Source organism: Sutcliffiella horikoshii (assembly GCF_008180725.1).
Classification (GTDB): domain Bacteria; phylum Bacillota; class Bacilli; order Bacillales; family Bacillaceae_I; genus Sutcliffiella_A; species Sutcliffiella_A horikoshii_B.
Genome location: NZ_VTEV01000004.1, coordinates 333,443 through 352,854 on the forward strand (window position 1 = coordinate 333,443; position 19,412 = coordinate 352,854).

Consider the following 19,412-nt stretch of genomic DNA (forward strand, 5'->3'; position numbering starts at 1 on the left):
TGTCAAGGTGATTACTGGTGAGTAGAGCGCAAAGGAAAATGGACCATATTCAGCATGCATTAACAACAGGACAAGTAAGACAGACTGGTTTTGACGATGTAATGTTTGTTCATCAAAGCTTGCCTAATCTCTCCACCACTGACATTCAATTGAATACAAAAATAGGCGAACTTACACTAAGTTCGCCTATTTTTATCAATGCAATGACAGGTGGAGGCGGCAAAAAAACATGGGAAATCAATAAAGCGCTAGCTGAAGTGGCAAAAGTCTGTAATATTGGCTTAGCGGTAGGATCTCAAATGTCAGCAATTAAAGATCAAGATGAGGCAGCTACGTATGAAATAGTTAGAAAAGCAAATCCGGGTGGTCTGATTTTTGCAAATTTAGGAAGTGAGGCCACTGTTGATCAGGCCAAAAAGGCGGTTGACATGCTCGAAGCAAATGCTATTCAAATTCACTTGAACGTCATACAGGAACTTGTGATGCCCGAAGGTGATCGTGATTTTACCGGTGCCCTTGGTAGAATCGAAAAAATAGTAAGCTCCTTGGAAGTGCCGGTGATTGTAAAAGAAACAGGTTTTGGTATTAGCCGTGAAACCGCTAAGAAATTAGTAGATGTAGGAGTGTCCATCATTGATATTAGTGGCTTTGGTGGAACTAACTTCTCAAAAATAGAAAATGAACGCCGTACACAAAGGTTAGATTTCTTCAATGCTTGGGGGATACCTACCGCTGCTTCTATTGCTGAAGTGAAGCATGCTTTACCTGGCGCGTCGGTTATCGGCTCTGGAGGGATTCAAAGACCATTGGATATTGCCAAAGCAATAACATTAGGTGCTTCTGCGGTTGGGATGGCAGGTTACTTCCTAAAAGTGTTTATGGAAGAAGGCCAAGAAGCTTTGATACAATTAATTCATCAAACTCACGATGAACTTAGATGGATGATGACTGCTCTCGGGGCGTCTACTATTGAGCAATTGCAACAAGCTGCCGTCGTGATACATGGAGAAACGTATCATTGGCTGACTCAGCGTAGAGTAGACTGCTCAGCTTACAGCAATAGAACAATACAAAACTAGAATAAATATTAACGCCTTCTTTCTGAACAATCGAAAGAAGGCGTTTTTTATATATGAAAGTACGCAAGAGAGGTATAAAGACTTCTCTAACAGGGACGGTAGCTCTTAGGGGTCTTTACAAGCGGCATAAAGACTTCTCCAACAGGGGTGGTAGCGATTAGAGGTCTTTACAAGGGGTATAAAGACATCTACAACAATGACGGTAGAGATTAGCGGTCTTAAAATGCGGTATAAAGACTTTTCCAACAGGGCCATTAGTAATTAGAGGCTTTAATAATCGTACTCTCAGTAAAACCCTGTAGAATTCCATTCCAGGCGCTTCGTTTTCCGAGGAGGCTCCAACAGCGCCCCTAGGAAAGCGAAGCCGTTTGCGGAAATCAACAGCGGCTTTTTACCAATCACCTAAAAAAACAGGCCTTTCACCCTTGTTTTACCTTATTTATTTCGCTCTCTAGCTCCTTCAGGACCTTCCATAGTTGTTGCTCCAGGATACTTTAGAGATTGATCGCGATCTGATTCTGTTCTCTTTTGGGCTTTCAATTTTTTTTCTTGTCTATCTTTTCCCATATGATCACCTCTTTTCTAAGAATCTGTTTCATATTATTTGCCTAATCGATAAAAACATACTGTGTTTAATGATTAGTATCATCTCTTTTTAGGCATAATGATTTGGTGAGAGGAGGGGAGAAAAATGGAAATAACAGGACAATACTTTTATTTTATAGGTTGGATAGGTTGGATAATCGTTACGTTTTTCTTCCCTAAATCTGTAGTCAGAACATTTATGTCTATTTTAATTCTAGTGGTGATAGCAGGTTCAACTACTACTGTGCAAATGTTTGGATTCACTGTGACTGCTTCCTTTCTTGTATTGGCGGTTATTGCTTTTATTCTTTTAGTAAAATCATTGAAACAGAGATACATTTTACATTATTTATCTATCTGCACTATAGCGTTGGCGTATGTTTGTTTTATCTTATTTGAAATATATGATCCAGTCTGGATTTTTTTAGATAGAACCTGGTTGCTGTCTGTCATTATTTTATACTTATCTTTGCTCCTTTTTAAAACTAAGAGGGAAAGGTTCGTATTTATGCTCACTGGAGTCTTATTTGGTGAGGTCTTGCGCAGTATAGTAATGGACCGCATCTTTTCTTACTCGGTTATTGGGACGTTCGAGTTTTTGGCAGTTCTTGCTTTATCCTCAGCAGGAATGGCGACATGGATGATGTTTGAAACATTGACAATACAGTTAGATTCAATAATACAAAAGCGCGTAAGGGAGAGACAAGGATGAATGAGTATACATTGCCCATTATTTTTGGGGTATTGATAGGATTAGCCACCAGGCTATACATGCTTGTTACAGATTATCGTCAATATCCTACCTATTTGCATGGGAAAATCATACATTTATCACTCGCCTTCATTGCTTCGGGGTTAGGCACCATTGCAGTCCCGGCGATCATGGAAGAGGAGTTTGCAGCAATCACGTTTTTGGCATTGGCAGCTTCTCAATTTCGAGATGTTAGAAATATGGAAAGAAACACACTTGCTGAACTGGATGCATTTGAATTGGTGCCGAGAGGAAGTACATATATAGAGGGAATCGCTATTGCTTTTGAAGGAAGAAACTATCTAGTCATGATTACCGCGTTTTTAGCTACGCTCGCATATTTGGCTGCAAATATATGGGTAGGGTTACTCGTCGGAATTTCGGCTGCTCTAATATCTCATAAACTTATGACTGGCGGTCAATTGAAAGATATAGTGGATATTGAGTATGTAAAGCCTCATTTTGATGGGGCAGGTCTATATGTAGATAATATTTATATCATGAACATCGGATTGCCAGAGCGTCAAAAGGAAGTATTGCAATATGGTATGGGATTTATTTTAAAGCCCAAAAACTTTAATGCGAGAACGACAATAGCAAACCTGGGCCAAAGGCAGGCAATTCTTCATGACATGTCTACTGCACTTGGAGTCTACCGGGATTCCGGTACGCCTGCACTTGTCCCATTGGCAAAAAGGGATCTGGATGATGGGCGGGTTGGAGTGTTCCTCCTTCCACAAGAACAGGACTTGAAAATAGGGATGGCAATCCTTGAAAGGGTACCAACGCTAGAAAATGCCATTAGAATGCCTACGAAAAACTTGAAGGAAAAGGTGAACAAGTAGGATGGAAATGGAAAAATATATACTTGCTGTCATTACGACCAATACCACAAAAGTAGCTGGAGGGGCGCCTATTTTCACTTGTGAAACGAAAGAGGAAATGGAGTTTATTGCAGCAAACCTTGAGGCAATACTAGATGGAATTGCACACGGGTTGGGTAATGATTTATATGTAATCGTAAAACATTAATGAGATCTTAGAAAAAGTCAGACTTCCTTATTGCGGGGAATAATGTTAAACTATTCAAGTTAGACCTTCCTATGCAGGAGGGTTTCTTTTATTAGAAGATACCATAGAGTATCCTAAAACAGCCTTTTGTAAAGACTAAGATAATCGATTAATAAGTATGAAAGAAATAGTACATAAATTATAGAAAAATGGGAGGGTGGTCACCATGCCAAAACCAACCGTAGCGATTGTTGGAAGACCAAACGTGGGTAAATCCACAATATTTAACAGAATTGTTGGAGAGAGAATTTCCATTGTGGAAGATGTGCCAGGGGTTACTAGAGATAGAATTTATAGCTCCGGTGAATGGTTAAACCAATATTTTAATATCATTGATACAGGTGGAATTGAAATAAGTGATGCGCCGTTCATGACACAAATTCGTGAACAGGCGGAAATTGCTATCGATGAGGCGGATGTAATAATATTCATGACCAACGGACGTGAAGGGTTAACAACAGCTGATGAAGAGGTAGCGAAGATACTATACCGATCTAAAAAACCTGTAGTGGTTGCCGTAAATAAAGTGGACAACCCAGATATGAGAGATACATTATATGATTTTTATGCACTTGGCTTTGGTGAACCGATTCCAATCTCAGGTTCACATGGCTTGGGACTTGGAGACTTGCTTGATTTTGTAATTGAGAACTTCCCTAAAGACGAAGATGAGGAATATGATGAGGATATCATCAAATTTTCATTAATTGGCCGTCCAAACGTTGGAAAGTCCTCCCTAGTAAACGCGTTGCTAGGTGAAGATCGTGTTATTGTAAGTGACATCGCAGGAACAACAAGAGATGCAATTGATACTCCTTACACATTTGACGGTAAAGATTACGTGATAATTGATACAGCAGGTATGCGTAAAAAAGGGAAAGTATACGAGACGACAGAAAAGTACAGTGTACTACGTGCCTTGCGTGCCATTGAACGCTCCGACGTTGTATTAGTTGTAATCAATGGAGAAGAAGGAATTATTGAACAAGACAAAAAAATCGCAGGATATGCGCATGAAGCGGGAAGAGCCATTGTCATTGTAGTAAACAAGTGGGATGCCGTGGAAAAAGATGAAAAGACAATGAAGGAATTTGAGCAAAAAATTAGGGATCACTTCTTGTTCTTAGATTATGCACCAATCGTGTTCTTATCTGCTATGACAAAGAAGCGGATTCATACACTCATTCCTAAAATTGAAATGGCAAGTGAAAATCACTCTATGCGTGTGGTAACGACTGTATTGAATGATGTGATTATGGATGCTGTTGCAATGAACCCGACGCCTACCGATAAAGGGCAGCGATTGAAAATTTATTATGCGACCCAGGTTGCAGTTAAACCGCCTACCTTTGTTATTTTCGTTAATGACCCAGAGCTTCTGCACTTCTCATACAAACGTTTCTTGGAAAATCGTATCAGAGATGCATTTGGGTTTGAAGGAACACCTATTAAACTAATCGCACGTCCACGAAAGTAAAAGGGAGGAGTGAGTCAGTGAAAAAGGTTGCTGTATTGGGAGCGGGAAGCTGGGGCACTGCCCTGGCAATGGTGCTTGCCGATAATAATCATGAAGTACGTCTTTGGGGACATAAGCAAGCTCAAATCGATGAAATAAATCAACGTCACACGAATGAAAAATACTTAAAAAATATTAAGTTATCCGATAAAATTGTAGGAATTACTTCTATGGAAGAGGCGGTAGAATCTGCAGAAGCGATTGTGCTTGCAGTCCCTACAAAAGCCATGAGGGAAGTGTGCCAACAATTAAAAGGCTTTTTGAAGGAACCTGCTTTATTTGTTCACGTGAGTAAAGGGATAGAACCTGATACACATTTAAGGGTTTCTGAAGTGATTGAAGATGAACTACCAGAATCCATTCGTAAAGCGGTTGTAGTTCTTTCCGGGCCAAGTCATGCAGAAGAAGTAAGTATGAGACAACCTACCACTGTTACAGCAGCGTCTTTGAATATTGCTGCTGCTGAAAAGGTACAAGATCTATTTATCAACCAGCATTTCCGTGTTTATACGAATACTGATGTTGTTGGTGTAGAAATTGGTGGATCTTTAAAGAATATCATTGCGTTGGCTGCAGGTATTACGGATGGCCTAGGATATGGCGATAACGCCAAAGCGGCTTTAATTACAAGAGGGTTAGCCGAAATCGCTCGTCTAGGAAGCTGTCTTGGTGCCAATCCGCTTACATTCCTAGGTTTGACAGGAATGGGCGACCTGATCGTAACATGTACAAGCGTTCACAGTAGAAACTGGAGGGCGGGTAACATGTTAGGTAAAGGGAAGAAGCTTGAAGAGGTATTGGATAGTATGGGGATGGTCGTTGAAGGTGTACGTACCACCAAGGCCGCATATCAGCTATCACAAAAACTCCAAGTGAAGATGCCACTGACATCTGCCCTTTATCATGTATTATTTGACGGAGTGGACCCAAAGGATGCAGTAGATGAACTGATGAGCCGTTCCAAAACAACAGAATTGGACGACCTTGCGCAACTTCTAGGTGACAGAGTCCAATAAACGTCAATGCCCCTTCGTTTATAGAAGGGGCGTTTATTAGTTAAAAGGTTTTTTAAAAGTATAAGGAAGTATATTATTCGGTTGATTTCCGTTCCAGGCGCTTCGCTTGCCTCCGGGCGGTCCGTGAACTCTCATCAGGCTTCGCCTTCCAGGGTCTCACCTGTCCCTTCCTCCCGCGGGCGTCTCCGCGCCTTTCACATCAATCTACTAGGTGGCTTCATTCACTAAGAGTTTATGAAAAGCAATCTAACTGTGTTAATTGAATAAGCATTAACTTTTCGTTTATGTAATTTTCAGCTGTGGATTGGAGCAAATGGCGCAGACTCCTGCGGGGGAATAACGGTAGGTTGAGACCCCACAGCGCAGTGAGGCTCAAGGCACCGTCCCGCGGAAAGCGAAGCCATTTGCGGAAAGGAACAGCGGCAATTAACCAAAAACTAATGTCTAAAAAAACTTTTTGTCCGGTTTTCCTTAATGAAATCAATACATAAAATAAACAAACACCCATCCTATTCAAGTGCATAACTTATAAAGAAGAAACCATAGGAGGGTGCTCAGGAAAGAAATCCATAATTTTTACAAGCTTTTTTGCGATAAATAGGCATTTGGCGATGCATGTATGTAAATTGCCGCATAAGATGTGTATGAGGATATCACTGGTTGAGCTGTGGGATTGGATTATTTAGTCTTTCTTTTTATGCTGAAGTAAAAATGGCCCCTTTTACTTCAGCTTTTTTGTTGTTTCATTTAGTGTATATCTTATGCTATAATGTTTCACGGAAAAGGAGAGATGAGGATGTCACCTGCATTAATGAAGATGTGGATTTCGTTTGTAGCGATGGGGTTCATGATTATATCCGTTTTAACGGTTTATTTTACTAGATTTAAGGTGAGAAACAATATTATCAGAGGCATTTTGAATACGGTTGCTTTTTTATTGATTTTACTTGCCGGCCTAATCATTTTTTATGTAGTTTTCAGTGGTCCTGTACCGGAGCAATAATGAAGAAGGAAGGAATAATTTATGAAATTAAATAGGTTCTTCCTACTTGTAGGAATAATGATGTTAAGCAGCGTCCTATCGGGTTGTTTATACCCTCAAGATCGTTTAAAGGAAAATCAAGTTCCTTATTTAGATCAATTAGAAGCCGTACAGTCATCTGTGGATCAATACCGTGAGGCAACTGGGGGATTGTTACCCATAAAAGATAGGGATATGGAGACACCGATCTATCAAAAGTACCCAATCGATTTTAATAAATTATCCCCTCGATACATACAAGAACCTCCTGGGACGGCATATGAAAGTGGAGGAGTCTATCTTTATGTGTTAGTGGATGTGGAAGAAGACCCTAAAGTGAAGTTAATTGATCTTCGTGTTGCTGAACAAATTCGCGATATTAATATTAGAATTGATATGTACAAGCGCGCGAATAACGGATATGCCCCGATTAAAGAAGTGATTAATGATCAGGCATTCAAATTGGATTGGGAAAAACTTGGCTATGAATCAGAACCATTCGCAGAGAGTCCAATATCCGGTAAAAACCTGCCATTTGTTTTGAATAATGAAGGACAAGCTCAATTGGATTATTCCATTGACTTGTACGATTTTCTTCAAGAACATGAACATAATTACAAACCAGGGGATGACATCCGTGACATTATTGTGGAACATTCCGTGTTTGTACCTGCATTTTCCCTTGCCTACACGATAGATGAGAACAATGAACCGGTCTTTTTAAATAAAGAATAGAATAGTTGTCATGAACCCTTTTTTAGAGAATACATTCTAAAGAAGGGTTTTTTGTTTTATTTCTATGAAACATAATGCCCCACTAATTCTTGCTATTAACCATATATAAAAATAAATAGGGAAACGGGATGAATTTTCTATTAAAGTAGTCATATTTAATTAGGACAACATCATACACATATAGTGTCATAGATTATATCCTTACTAGAAAATGAAAATCCCAAGATAAATGTCGGGAGGGAATCACTTGGAAAAAGTAGATATTTTCAAAGATATCGCTGAACGTACGGGCGGCGATATATATTTAGGGGTCGTAGGAGCTGTTCGTACAGGGAAATCAACTTTCATCAAAAGGTTCATGGAGTTAGTGGTTCTGCCGAATATCGGAAACGAGTCTGATAAAGCGCGTGCTCAAGATGAGTTGCCGCAAAGTGCGGCTGGAAAAACGATTATGACAACAGAGCCTAAATTTGTTCCTAACCAGGCAGTTAAGGTTAAAGTGGATGAGGGCCTTGATGTAAATATCCGTCTTGTAGACTGTGTGGGTTATACGGTTCCTGGCGCCAAAGGGTATGAGGATGAAAATGGTCCTAGAATGATCAATACTCCTTGGTACGAAGAGCCAATACCATTCCATGAGGCAGCGGAGATTGGTACAAGGAAAGTTATTCAAGAACATTCTACCATTGGCGTAGTCATAGCAACAGATGGCTCCATTGGTGAAATTCCTCGCAGAGATTACATTGAAGCAGAGGAAAGGGTTGTGGAGGAATTAAAAGAAGTTGGGAAACCATTCATCATGGTAATCAACACTGTACAGCCACATCACCCGGAAACCGAGTCGTTAAAGAGAGAGTTATGTGAGAAATATGATATCCCAGTTATTGCGATGAGTGTAGAAAGCATGAGAGAATCTGATGTCTACAATGTATTAAGAGAAGCACTATTTGAATTCCCGGTACTAGAAGTGAATGTTAATCTTCCAAGCTGGGTAATGGTTCTCAAAGATAACCACTGGCTGCGTGAAAGCTACCAGGAAGCTGTAAAGGACACTGTGAAGGATATTAAGCGCCTTCGTGACGTGGACCGTGTGGTAGGTCAGTTCAGCGAGTACGAATTCATTGACAGGGCTGGACTTGCGGGAATAGAAATGGGGCAAGGGATTGCGGAAATTGACTTATATGCTCCAGATGATCTTTATGATCACATTTTGAAAGAAGTAGTAGGAGTAGAGATTAGAGGCAAGGACCACTTGCTGCAATTAATGCAAGATTTTGCTTATGCAAAAGCTGAGTACGACCAAGTCTCCGACGCGTTAAAAATGGTGAAACAGACAGGATATGGAATTGCTTCTCCTGCTCTGACAGATATGAGTCTAGAAGAACCAGAGATTATCCGTCAAGGATCGCGCTTCGGGGTCAGATTAAAGGCAGTGGCACCATCCATTCATATGATCAAAGTAGATGTGGAAAGTGAGTTCGCACCGATTATTGGTACAGAAAAACAAAGCGAGGAGCTTGTCCGCTACTTGATGCAAGACTTTGAGGATGATCCACTATCTATCTGGAATTCCGATATCTTCGGACGCTCCTTGAGTTCCATCGTTAGAGAAGGAATTCATGCCAAAATATCACTAATGCCTGAAAACGCCAGATACAAGCTAAAAGAAACGCTAGAGCGAATCATCAACGAAGGCTCCGGCGGCCTAATCGCGATAATTCTATAAAACTTCTAGCTGTTAATTGGAGAAAAGGCGAAGACTCCTCGAAAATGCTACGCATTTTCTTCGTGCGATGTTTCACTGTCGAAGCCTTCCTTGTCCTGAGGGAGATAGCGCTAGATGGAGACCCTGCAGGCTTGCCAAGGAGGCTCTCGCCAGCCCCTAGGAAAGCGAAGCCATTTGCGGAAATCAACAGCGGAGATTAAAATAATCTGTCGAATATGTTTAAGAGCTTCCCGACTGTGGAAATAACACAGATGGGAAGTTCTTTTTTGTGTATTAATACAGAGAAATGCTTGATATATAGGCGTTCTTATGATAATCTACAAACAGAAAATCTTCTCTTAATTGGCGAAATATTCCTCTAGAAGCACTTTTTTGTGAGAAATTTGTTGAAATCTAGTGTTTAATGGGTTAATATAAGCCTAGTTGCAAGATTAAGCGATTCTACCATGTATAGAATCAATCAAAATTGTGAACAAATGTTAGTACTAAAGGCTTTTGCTAGACTAAAATACTATTTTGGTTTAGAATAGCGATAACTCCTTTGGGAGGAGGTGAATGGCATGAACAAGACAGATTTAATCAATGCAGTTGCTGAAGCTAGTGAACTTTCTAAAAAAGATGCTACTAAAGCAGTTGATGCTGTTTTCGATACAATTCTTGACGCACTTAAAAACGGTGACAAAGTACAATTAATCGGTTTTGGTAACTTTGAAGTACGTGAACGTGCTGCGCGTAAAGGTCGTAACCCACAAACTGGGGAAGAGATCGAAATCGCTGCAAGCAAAGTACCAGCTTTCAAACCTGGTAAAGCACTTAAGGATGCTGTGAAATAATTGACAGCTACATAGTCAAATGAATGTCATCTTAAAGAGGCGCATAGTTTGCGCCTCTTTATTTTTGCTTTTATAAAAAAACTTATGCTAGAATCACATTACAGCTATTTTTAACGGTAATGTAGGAGGATAAATAAATGACAGAAGTTAATAAGGCTCAGATAGAAGAAGCGGTAAGAATGATTTTGGAAGCAATCGGAGAAGATCCTAATCGAGAAGGACTACTCGATACTCCAAAACGTGTAGCTAAAATGTACACAGAAGTATTTGCTGGTTTAAATGAAGATCCTAAAGAACATTTTAAGACAGTGTTTGGGGAAGCACATGAAGAATTGGTGCTTGTCAAAGATATCTCGTTCTTTTCTATGTGTGAACATCATTTGGTACCTTTCTTTGGGAAAGCTCATGTAGCATACATACCTAAAGGTGGAAAAGTTACGGGGCTAAGTAAACTTGCCCGTGCGGTGGAGGCGGTTGCAAAAAGACCACAACTTCAAGAAAGAATTACTTCTACCATAGCAGAATCCATTGTAGAATCTCTTGATCCACATGGTGTAATGGTAGTGGTGGAAGCTGAGCACATGTGCATGACGATGCGCGGTGTTAAGAAGCCGGGAGCATTAACTATTACTTCTGCTGTCCGTGGTGTGCTGGAAAATGATCCTGCAGCAAGAGCGGAAGTTTTATCTTTAATAAAAGGGTAATCCAATATTGTAAACTAGAAGGAGGATTGTCATGAGTCAATCTAACACGAATGACTTTATTGTTATTAAAGCGAAGGAAGATGGCGTAAGTGTCATTGGACTTACACGTGGTACAGACACTCGCTTTCATCATTCGGAAAAGCTTGACAGAGGAGAAGTGATGATAGCTCAGTTTACAGAGCACACCTCCGCGATCAAGATAAGAGGCAAAGCGCTCATCCAATCTTCACATGGAGAAATGGAAACAGACTGACGCAAAAATAAATATCATATATCCTGAGTAAGAAAGCAGATGAATAAATATTTCTCTGCTTTTCTTATTATCTATTCAATAGCGGGTTAAACTAAAGAAAGATAGCCCATTTTAACAATATGCTCCACTAATGTGCTATAATTAACTTTGTCTATTTTAGTTCGACTCTAGCGTCTGTAAATCTTTTTATGAAACGGACGGCAGTCAAGAAAAGGGAACAAGGGTGGTCTTTAGTGAGTCATATACATATATCCATAATAAAAGAGAAACTACATAATCTGATTACACATCCATATTTAATTAAACATATTGAATACCCTGCCATTGATGAAGATAAGTTATTGCTGCTTTATTCTATCTTGGAGCCCATTGATATATCTGATGAGAAAAAAGAACAATACATATTATCAACCATGCTTGTACAGATTGCCCTTGATACTCATGATATGGTGACAAATGCAAAAGCAGGTCAACTAGAAGTCGGCGATGAGAAAAGTCGTCAACTGACTGTATTGGCAGGGGATTTTTATAGTGGCCTGTATTACAGGCTTCTGGCAGATGTGAATGACATTTCCATGATAAAAACACTTGCACATTCCATTAAACAAATAAATGAACATAAAATTGCCTATTATCATAAAGAACTTGAAGGAATTGAACCATTGATGGACAGTCTAGGAAAGATCGAATCCTCTCTTATTCAGTCTGTTTCAGGCTTCTTTTCCGACTCGCTCCTAAAAGAATTGGGCGGCAACTTTCTTTTATTAAAGCGCTTAATTCAAGAACGGAAACTTTTCTGTAATGAAAGATCAACTTTTCTTTTCGACACCTTGCGAAGGATAGCCTTCTCAAAAGGAGAAAAGGATGTCGCCTCAAAAGAACAGGAAACATATATGTTATACATGATTGATCGGTATATTGATCATATAAAGCAGAAAATGGAACAATTGACTCACACCATCCCGACAATGAACAATTTATTAGAAGCGAGAATACAAGAACTTTTCTACGAAATACCATTTTCATCAAAAAAGTATGCGGAAGAAGGTTAAGCCATGCAACATCCATCCAAAGAAGAGCGTGTTCATAACGTTTTTGAAAAAATATATAAAAACTATGACAAAATGAATTCCGTCATCAGTTTCCAACGCCATGTAGCGTGGCGAAAAGATACGATGAAAAGAATGAATGTGGAAGATGGCGCAAAAGCATTGGACGTATGCTGCGGAACAGCGGACTGGACCATCTCTATGGCAGAGGCAGTAGGCCCGAGTGGAAAAGTTGTTGGCCTTGACTTTAGTGAAAACATGCTTTCTATCGGAAAAGAAAAAGTGAAAGGCCTTGGAATGGACAACATTGAATTGATTCATGGGAATGCGATGGCACTTCCTTTTGAAGATAATACTTTTGATTATGTCACAATAGGTTTTGGTTTACGTAATGTACCTGACTACTTCCAAGTGTTAAAAGAGATGTACAGAGTAGTTAAACCTGGAGGCAAGGTTGTTTGCCTAGAAACATCACAACCTACCATGCCAGGCTTCCGTCAAGTCTATTTTCTTTATTTTCAATACGTAATGCCAATGCTTGGTAAGGTTTTCGCCAAAAGCTATAATGAATATGCTTGGTTACATGAATCGGCCAAAGACTTTCCAGGGATGAAAGAACTAAAAAAGATGTATGAAAAAGTAGGTTTCCGACCAGTTGAAGTAAAGGCTTATACCGGTGGAGTCGCTGCCATGCATTTAGGAGTTAAACCTAGAAAATAGTTTGTAAAGGTGACCTACATGAAATTAAAGATGATGTATTCTTTTTTAAATAATGATTTGCAAATAATTGAAAATGAATTAGAAGCCACAATACAAACCGAACGTGCGTTGTTGCAAGAGGCGTCGTTACATTTGCTTCAGGCTGGGGGGAAAAGAATCCGACCAGTCTTTGTCCTATTGGCCGCAAAACTCGGAACGTACGACATCCATAAAGTCAAGAATGTGGCGGTTGCCTTAGAGCTCATGCATATGGCATCTCTTGTTCACGATGATGTCATAGATGATGCAGAGTTGAGGCGTGGTAAAGAGACCATTAAAGCCAAATGGGATAACCGTATTGCTATGTACACAGGCGATTATATTTTTGCCAGATCTCTTGAAATGATGACCAGAGTAGAAGACATTGAAGCTCACCGCATCCTCTCTAATACTCTTGTGGAACTCTGTAAAGGTGAAATTGAACAGATTCGGGATAAATATAACTATGATCAAAACCTACGTACATACCTGCGAAGAATCAAAAGGAAGACCGCTATCCTTATTGCAGTGAGTTGTCAGCTTGGGGCCATCACATCCGGGGTCCCCGCTTCTGTTCATCAAAGCCTATATTGGTTTGGTTATTATGTCGGTATGTCTTTTCAAATTACAGATGACATTCTAGACTTTACATCGACCGAAGAACAGCTCGGAAAGCCTGCCGGAAGTGACCTTCTGCAGGGGAATATTACGTTGCCTGTTTTATATGCTATGGAATCGCCCGAATTAAACGAAAAGATTCGCACTATTCACGAACACAGCGGTTCGGAAGAAATAAAGGAAATCATTGAGTTGATTAAAAAGTCTGATGCCATTGACCGTTCCTTTGCACTTAGTGACCGTTATTTGGAGAGGGCCTTCAAGGAGCTGGAGAAACTTCCAAACGGACTTGCTAAACGCACCTTCAACAATGTGGCAAAGTACATTGGAAAACGGAAATATTAGAACCAATTTGATGAACTTTGTAAAATATTACGATAATTCTCCATCTTCTGTTGCGAAACTGTAAAAACCGTGATATATTTTGGTAGGTTAGGGTTTACCTAACCTTACATAATCGTAATGGGGTGGAGAAATTATTATGGAAAAAACATTTTTAATGGTAAAGCCTGATGGCGTACAACGTAACCTTATTGGTGAAATCGTTTCTCGTTTTGAAAAAAAAGGTTTCCAACTTGTTGGTGCAAAATTAATGCAAATTCCAACTGAATTGGCAGAAGAGCACTACGGTGAACATAAAGAGCGTCCTTTCTTCGGAGAGCTTGTAGACTTCATCACTTCTGGTCCTGTATTCGCAATGGTTTGGCAAGGTGAAAATGTAATCGCTACCGCGCGCCACATGATGGGTGCTACAAACCCTAAAGATGCAGCTCCTGGAACTATCCGCGGAGAGTACGGCGTAATCGTAGGCAAAAACATCATTCACGGTTCTGATTCTTCTGAGAGTGCAGAGCGCGAAATCGGTCTTTTCTTCAATGGCGAAGGTCTTGTTGAATACAAAAGAGACGTAAACAACTGGATCTACTAATAGTTACGATAAATTGAAAACGCTTTATAAGATGCGCCCTTCTCTTCTGGAGAGGGGCGTTTTTTTGAAGTTTTTTGATGGTGGGGATATTTTTTGTGATTGCTTCTTAGGGGGAAGGTTATTGTGTAGAACATTTGAGTTAAGAAGTAGAAGGTTGTTTGGGCAATGTAGAAGGTATTCTGGGAAATGTAGAAGGTTGCTGTAAAACGGTAGAAGGTTGAGATTTAAGTGTAGAACTTGGAGAATGCCTGCTCTCAACGCTTATCCTTCCCATCAATTTTTAAATTCTCTCCCCTCTCCATTCTCAAATCAGCTATACTGAAATTACAGATATAGAGAGAAAGTAGATGAAAACATGAGGGACGATTACATTCAGTTTATTGAACAAATAAAAAAGAAGACAGGCATTGACCTGGCACTGTATAAAGAAGGGCAGATGAAAAGAAGGCTGACCTCTCTCTACGAAAAAAAGGGATTGAAGAACTTTAACGAATATTACCGTCTGCTTGATAAAAATCGCGATGAACTTTTTGAATTTCTAGACCGAATGACTATCAATGTTTCGGAGTTCTATCGCAACTACAAACGGTGGGAGATTTTAGAGGAGAAAATCCTCCCATTAATGTTGAAGGAAAACAAAAATCCAAAAGTGTGGAGTGCGGCATGTTCGACAGGAGAGGAGCCCTATACACTTTCCATGGTGCTTAGTAACTTCCTTCCTCAAAAAAATATTAAAGTGAAAGCTACCGATATTGACGCAAACGTCATTGCAAGGGCAAAGCTAGCTACATATCAAGAAAGATCCCTGCAAGAAGTTCCGGCGGTAGTAAAAAATAAGTATTTTACCAAGCATGATGGTTTCTATAAGGTTAAAGACGAAATAAAGAATACGGTTATTTTTAAAAGACTTAATCTGTTGTCTGATTCCTTTGAATCTGGACACGATTTGATTGTCTGCCGCAACGTTCTGATTTATTTTACAGAAGAAGCGAAAGAGCAGCTTTATCACAAATTTAGTCATGCGATAAAAAAGGGCGGGATATTGTTTGTAGGTAGTACTGAACAAATCTTCCAACCTGCCAAATATGGTTTTGAAGTGGTGGATACATTTTTTTACAGGAAGATATAACATTTTATTTATGCTATCTCTTTATAAAATGAACTTTGAACTGTAAATTAAATCGGTTCTATAAGCCCGAACAGCAACGAAAGAAGCCCAAACTGTCTAATAGAACGGTTCAATAAGCCCGAACAGCAACGAAAGAAGCTCAAACTGTCTAATAGAACGGTTCAATAAGCCCGAACAGCAACGAGAGAAGTCCACACTGTCCAATAGAACGGTTCTATAAGCCCGAACAACCAAAAGAAGAGCCTAAACTGTCCAATAGAACGGTTCTATAAGCCCGAACAGCAACGAGAGAAGCCCAAACTGTCTAATAGAACGGCTCTATAAGCCCGAACAGCAACGAAAGAAGCCCAAACTGTCAAATAGAACGGTTCTATAAGCCCGAACAGCAACGAGAGAAGCCCAAACTGTCTAATAGAACGGYTCTATAAGCCCGAACAGCAACGAAAGAAGCCTAAACTGTCCAATAGAACGGTTCTATAAGCCCGAACAACCAMAAGAAGAGCCTAAACTGTCTCATAGAACAGTTCTATAAGCCCGAACAGCAACGAAAGAATCCTAAACTGTCTAATAGAACGGTTCTATAAGCCCGAACAACAACGAAAGAAGCCCACACTGTCTAATAGAACGGTTCTATAAGCCCGAACAACCAAAAGAAGAGCCCACACTGTCCAATAGAACGGTTCTATAAGCCCGAACAGCAACGAAAGAAGCCCAAACTGTCTAATAGAACGGTTCTATAAGCCCGAACAACCACAAGAAAGGCCTAAACAGTCTAATAGAACAGATCTAACTTCCCAAACACCAACATAAAGATCCCAACCTTTCTGATAGAACGGATTCTAAACCCGCAATTCTCCCCTTTTCCCCAACAACCTGCTTTTTTTTACTAGAACAATCCGCTACACTTGTGTTATAGTATTACATAATTAATTTCACTTACACGCTTAAAAGCTTTAAAGAGATAAAGGAGAGGCTGATGACGATGAGATATTTGACTGCTGGCGAGTCGCATGGACCGCAATTGACAACCATATTGGAAGGTGTCCCAGCTGGGCTGCCACTGACTGTCGAGGATATTAATGATGATCTGGCAAGGAGACAGAAAGGGCATGGCCGTGGCAGAAGAATGCAAATTGAAAAGGATACCGTAGATATTCTGAGTGGAGTTCGTCATGGTCAAACGTTAGGTTCTCCCATAACCTTGGCGGTAACAAATGATGATTGGAAGCATTGGACGAAAATTATGGGGATAGAGCCCCTTACTAAAGAAGACCAAGAAGAAGTAAAACGGAAGGTGACAAAGCCCCGACCTGGACATGCAGATCTAAATGGAGCGATTAAATATGGTCACCGTGATATGAGGAATGTCCTAGAGCGTTCTTCCGCAAGGGAAACGACAGTTAGGGTAGCAGCAGGTGCTGTTGCTAGAAAGTTCCTCGCTGAACTAGGCATTAAGGTAGCTGGACATGTAACGGAAATAGGAGGGGTGAAAGCCGAGCCTCAACCTATTACAAATCTAGATGACTTAAAAGCGCAAACCGAAGCATCCCCTGTTCGTTGCTACGATAAAAAAGTAGAGCAAGAGATGATGGATGCGATTGACACAGCTAAAGAAAACGGAGATTCCATTGGCGGTATTGTAGAAGTCATTGTAGAGGGAGTTCCAGCTGGAGTAGGAAGTTATGTGCATTATGATCGAAAGTTAGATGCTAAAGTAGCAGCATCCATTATGAGCATCAATGCATTTAAGGGTGTGGAGTTTGGTGTTGGTTTTCAAGCAGCCAGCCTACCGGGCAGTAAGGTACATGATGAGATCGCTTGGAGCGAGGAACGTGGCTATTACCGTCTATCCAATAATCTTGGAGGTTTTGAAGGCGGTATGACAACTGGTATGCCGATTGTGGTAAGAGGTGTCATGAAACCAATCCCTACCCTCTACAAGCCGCTGCAAAGCGTGGATATTGATACAAAAGAACCGTTCCAGGCAAGTATAGAACGTTCCGACAGTTGTGCGGTACCAGCAGCAAGTGTGGTAGCAGAAGCGGTGGTCGCGTGGGAAATCGCACAAGCCATCGTAGAACAGTTCGGCCAGGACCGAATGGACCTTATTAAGGAAAATGTCCAAAGGATGCGAGACCATGCCGCAAAATTCTAATTGGAAACAGGTTACCGTTCAAACTGCTTCAAAGGAGTATCCCGTTTTTTTAGGAAAAGGGGCAATTCAAGAACTGCCACAGTTACTGGGGTCTTTTCAAAAGAAACCCAGTAAAGTGCTAATTGTGACAGATGATGTAGTTGCTGACCTGTACCTTATGGAAATAGTCTCAAGTTTAACGCGAAATTTTATCGTCCACTCCTATGTTCTCCCAAATGGCGAAGAAGCAAAATCATTCGAAAATTATTATGCCATCCAAACATTTGCACTGGAGAATGGCTTGGATCGTCATTCTGCTATCATCGCCCTTGGTGGCGGGGTGGTCGGTGATATTGCGGGTTTTGTTGCTTCGACATTTATGAGGGGAATCAAATTCATCCAAGTTCCTACTACACTCCTTGCACATGACAGTGCAGTCGGCGGGAAGGTTGCTATTAACCATCCGTTAGGGAAGAATATGATCGGCTCCTTTTATCAACCGGAAGCGGTCATATATGATGTGAATTTCTTAAAGAGTCTGCCTGTTAGTGAAATGCGTTCAGGCTTTGCCGAAGTTGTAAAGCATTCCCTTATCTGGGACGAAGCATTCTATCATTGGATAAAAGAAGCCATAAAAAATCTGAATGACCTTACAGAAGACAAACTGCTTGCATGCTTGGAAAACGGAATTAAAATCAAAGCGGAAGTTGTATCAAGTGATGAAAAAGAGACGGGCTTGCGTGCCATCTTAAATTTTGGCCATACACTTGGTCATGCACTTGAGGCAGCTTATGGCTATGGGAAAATAACGCATGGAGACGGAGTAGCTCTAGGAATGCTTTTTGCAACTAGATTAAGTGAAAAGTTGAAACCGGAACTGAATTTAACCAATGACTTGTCACAAGTGTGGAGTCGTTTCGGCTTTCCGACAAAGATTCAACCATCCGTTTCCCCAGAAGAACTGTTAGATTGGATGAAAAAAGACAAAAAAACTCAAAACAGTCATATACATATGGTATTGATACAGTCCATTGGAAATGTAGAACTGCAATCCGTGCCAGATGAACTTATACTTGAAACTTTGCAAGAATTTTATTAAAAAATCATCCAATAAGGGGGAATTCGGTGATTCGTGGTGTAAGAGGCGCAACAACCATACTTGAGAATTCAGAAAAAGAAATTATCTGTAAAACAGAAGAATTATTACAAAACATGATTCAAGTGAACAACATAGTGGCAGAGAATGTCGCGCAAGTACTGATTTCCGTCACTGCAGATATTACGGCATGTTTCCCGGCGAAGGCACTCCGAAACCTTGAAGGCTGGGATTATGTCCCTGTCATGTGTACAAAAGAAATTGCCGTGCCAAATTCACTGCCATCCTGTATCAGGATCATGATGACAGTAAACACGGAAGTGGCGCAAAAAGACATTCACCACATCTATCTGCACGAGGCGGTAAGCTTACGACCCGATCTTGCAAAAACTTTATCGGTTGACAATTAGCAATCTTCTATCATATAGTA

The 19,412-nt window shown here is 40.4% G+C and carries 21 protein-coding genes; 20 read left to right on the forward strand and 1 reads right to left on the reverse strand.

Translation table 11 applies throughout. The features are described 5' to 3' along the window. Positions 1-17 precede the first annotated feature (17 nt). Positions 18-1,079, forward strand: a complete 1,062-nt coding sequence (gene fni, locus FZC76_RS11660; protein ID WP_148988346.1) for a type 2 isopentenyl-diphosphate Delta-isomerase — start codon at positions 18-20, stop codon at positions 1,077-1,079. A 435-nt stretch (positions 1,080-1,514) separates the two neighbouring features. On the opposite strand, the gene FZC76_RS11665 is transcribed toward fni, so the two are convergent. Further along, positions 1,515-1,646 (reverse strand): YpzI family protein, encoded by a 132-nt coding sequence (locus FZC76_RS11665; RefSeq protein ID WP_148988347.1) that lies wholly within the window; start codon positions 1,644-1,646, stop codon positions 1,515-1,517. 124 nt (positions 1,647-1,770) lie between these two features. Between FZC76_RS11665 and FZC76_RS11670 the strand changes: the two genes are divergently transcribed. The 19 genes from FZC76_RS11670 (at position 1,771) to aroH (ending at position 19,392) form a co-directional block, all read left to right on the forward strand. Then, entirely contained in the window at positions 1,771-2,376 is a 606-nt protein-coding gene (locus FZC76_RS11670) for a YphA family membrane protein (protein WP_148988348.1), read from the forward strand. Beyond that, on the forward strand, positions 2,373-3,260 hold the full coding sequence (locus FZC76_RS11675; RefSeq protein ID WP_148988349.1) for a YIEGIA family protein: 888 nt from the start codon (positions 2,373-2,375) through the stop codon (positions 3,258-3,260). The genes FZC76_RS11670 and FZC76_RS11675 overlap by 4 nt, the downstream gene beginning before the upstream one ends. 1 nt (position 3,261) lies before the next feature. Continuing rightward, positions 3,262-3,447, forward strand: a complete 186-nt coding sequence (locus FZC76_RS11680; protein WP_148988350.1) for a capping complex subunit for YIEGIA — start codon at positions 3,262-3,264, stop codon at positions 3,445-3,447. A 205-nt stretch (positions 3,448-3,652) separates the two neighbouring features. Further along, positions 3,653-4,963, forward strand: a complete 1,311-nt coding sequence (gene der / locus FZC76_RS11685) for a ribosome biogenesis GTPase Der (protein WP_148988351.1) — start codon at positions 3,653-3,655, stop codon at positions 4,961-4,963. Between the two features lie 17 nt (positions 4,964-4,980). Next, positions 4,981-6,018: an NAD(P)H-dependent glycerol-3-phosphate dehydrogenase gene (locus FZC76_RS11690; protein ID WP_148988352.1), complete on the forward strand. Its 1,038-nt coding sequence runs from the start codon at positions 4,981-4,983 to the stop codon at positions 6,016-6,018. A 796-nt stretch (positions 6,019-6,814) separates the two neighbouring features. Then, positions 6,815-7,021, forward strand: a complete 207-nt coding sequence (locus FZC76_RS11695; RefSeq protein WP_148988353.1) for a DUF2768 domain-containing protein — start codon at positions 6,815-6,817, stop codon at positions 7,019-7,021. Positions 7,022-7,042: 21 nt separating this feature from the next. Further along, positions 7,043-7,774 carry a hypothetical protein gene (locus tag FZC76_RS11700; protein ID WP_148988354.1) on the forward strand — a complete coding sequence of 244 codons (732 nt, stop codon included), beginning with the start codon at positions 7,043-7,045 and terminating at the stop codon, positions 7,772-7,774. Positions 7,775-8,021: 247 nt separating this feature from the next. Continuing rightward, complete coding sequence (spoIVA, locus tag FZC76_RS11705; RefSeq protein WP_148988355.1) at positions 8,022-9,500, forward strand: stage IV sporulation protein A; 1,479 nt, start codon at positions 8,022-8,024, stop codon at positions 9,498-9,500. 560 nt (positions 9,501-10,060) lie between these two features. Beyond that, positions 10,061-10,333: a non-specific DNA-binding protein Hbs gene (gene hbs / locus FZC76_RS11710; protein WP_010193643.1), complete on the forward strand. Its 273-nt coding sequence runs from the start codon at positions 10,061-10,063 to the stop codon at positions 10,331-10,333. Between the two features lie 137 nt (positions 10,334-10,470). Further along, positions 10,471-11,037: a GTP cyclohydrolase I FolE gene (folE, locus tag FZC76_RS11715; protein ID WP_060663968.1), complete on the forward strand. Its 567-nt coding sequence runs from the start codon at positions 10,471-10,473 to the stop codon at positions 11,035-11,037. 31 nt (positions 11,038-11,068) lie between these two features. Then, a complete protein-coding gene (gene mtrB / locus FZC76_RS11720) occupies positions 11,069-11,290 on the forward strand; it encodes a trp RNA-binding attenuation protein MtrB (protein WP_010193648.1) in 222 nt (73 codons plus the stop codon). Positions 11,291-11,523: 233 nt separating this feature from the next. After that, positions 11,524-12,342 carry a heptaprenyl diphosphate synthase component 1 gene (locus tag FZC76_RS11725; protein ID WP_187442048.1) on the forward strand — a complete coding sequence of 273 codons (819 nt, stop codon included), beginning with the start codon at positions 11,524-11,526 and terminating at the stop codon, positions 12,340-12,342. Between the two features lie 3 nt (positions 12,343-12,345). After that, a complete protein-coding gene (locus FZC76_RS11730) occupies positions 12,346-13,059 on the forward strand; it encodes a demethylmenaquinone methyltransferase (protein ID WP_148988357.1) in 714 nt (237 codons plus the stop codon). Positions 13,060-13,077: 18 nt separating this feature from the next. Continuing rightward, positions 13,078-14,040, forward strand: coding sequence for a heptaprenyl diphosphate synthase component II (hepT, locus tag FZC76_RS11735; protein ID WP_148988358.1), 963 nt, complete (start codon positions 13,078-13,080; stop codon positions 14,038-14,040). A 136-nt stretch (positions 14,041-14,176) separates the two neighbouring features. Continuing rightward, on the forward strand, positions 14,177-14,623 hold the full coding sequence (ndk, locus tag FZC76_RS11740) for a nucleoside-diphosphate kinase (protein ID WP_060663963.1): 447 nt from the start codon (positions 14,177-14,179) through the stop codon (positions 14,621-14,623). Positions 14,624-14,978: 355 nt separating this feature from the next. After that, a complete protein-coding gene (locus FZC76_RS11745) occupies positions 14,979-15,752 on the forward strand; it encodes a CheR family methyltransferase (RefSeq protein WP_148988359.1) in 774 nt (257 codons plus the stop codon). Positions 15,753-16,734: 982 nt separating this feature from the next. Then, a complete protein-coding gene (aroC, locus tag FZC76_RS11750) occupies positions 16,735-17,907 on the forward strand; it encodes a chorismate synthase (RefSeq protein WP_148988484.1) in 1,173 nt (390 codons plus the stop codon). Continuing rightward, positions 17,891-18,985, forward strand: coding sequence for a 3-dehydroquinate synthase (gene aroB / locus FZC76_RS11755; RefSeq protein ID WP_148988360.1), 1,095 nt, complete (start codon positions 17,891-17,893; stop codon positions 18,983-18,985). Before aroC ends, aroB begins: the two co-directional genes overlap by 17 nt. 26 nt (positions 18,986-19,011) lie before the next feature. Beyond that, positions 19,012-19,392, forward strand: a complete 381-nt coding sequence (gene aroH / locus FZC76_RS11760) for a chorismate mutase (RefSeq protein WP_148988361.1) — start codon at positions 19,012-19,014, stop codon at positions 19,390-19,392. Positions 19,393-19,412 lie beyond the last annotated feature (20 nt).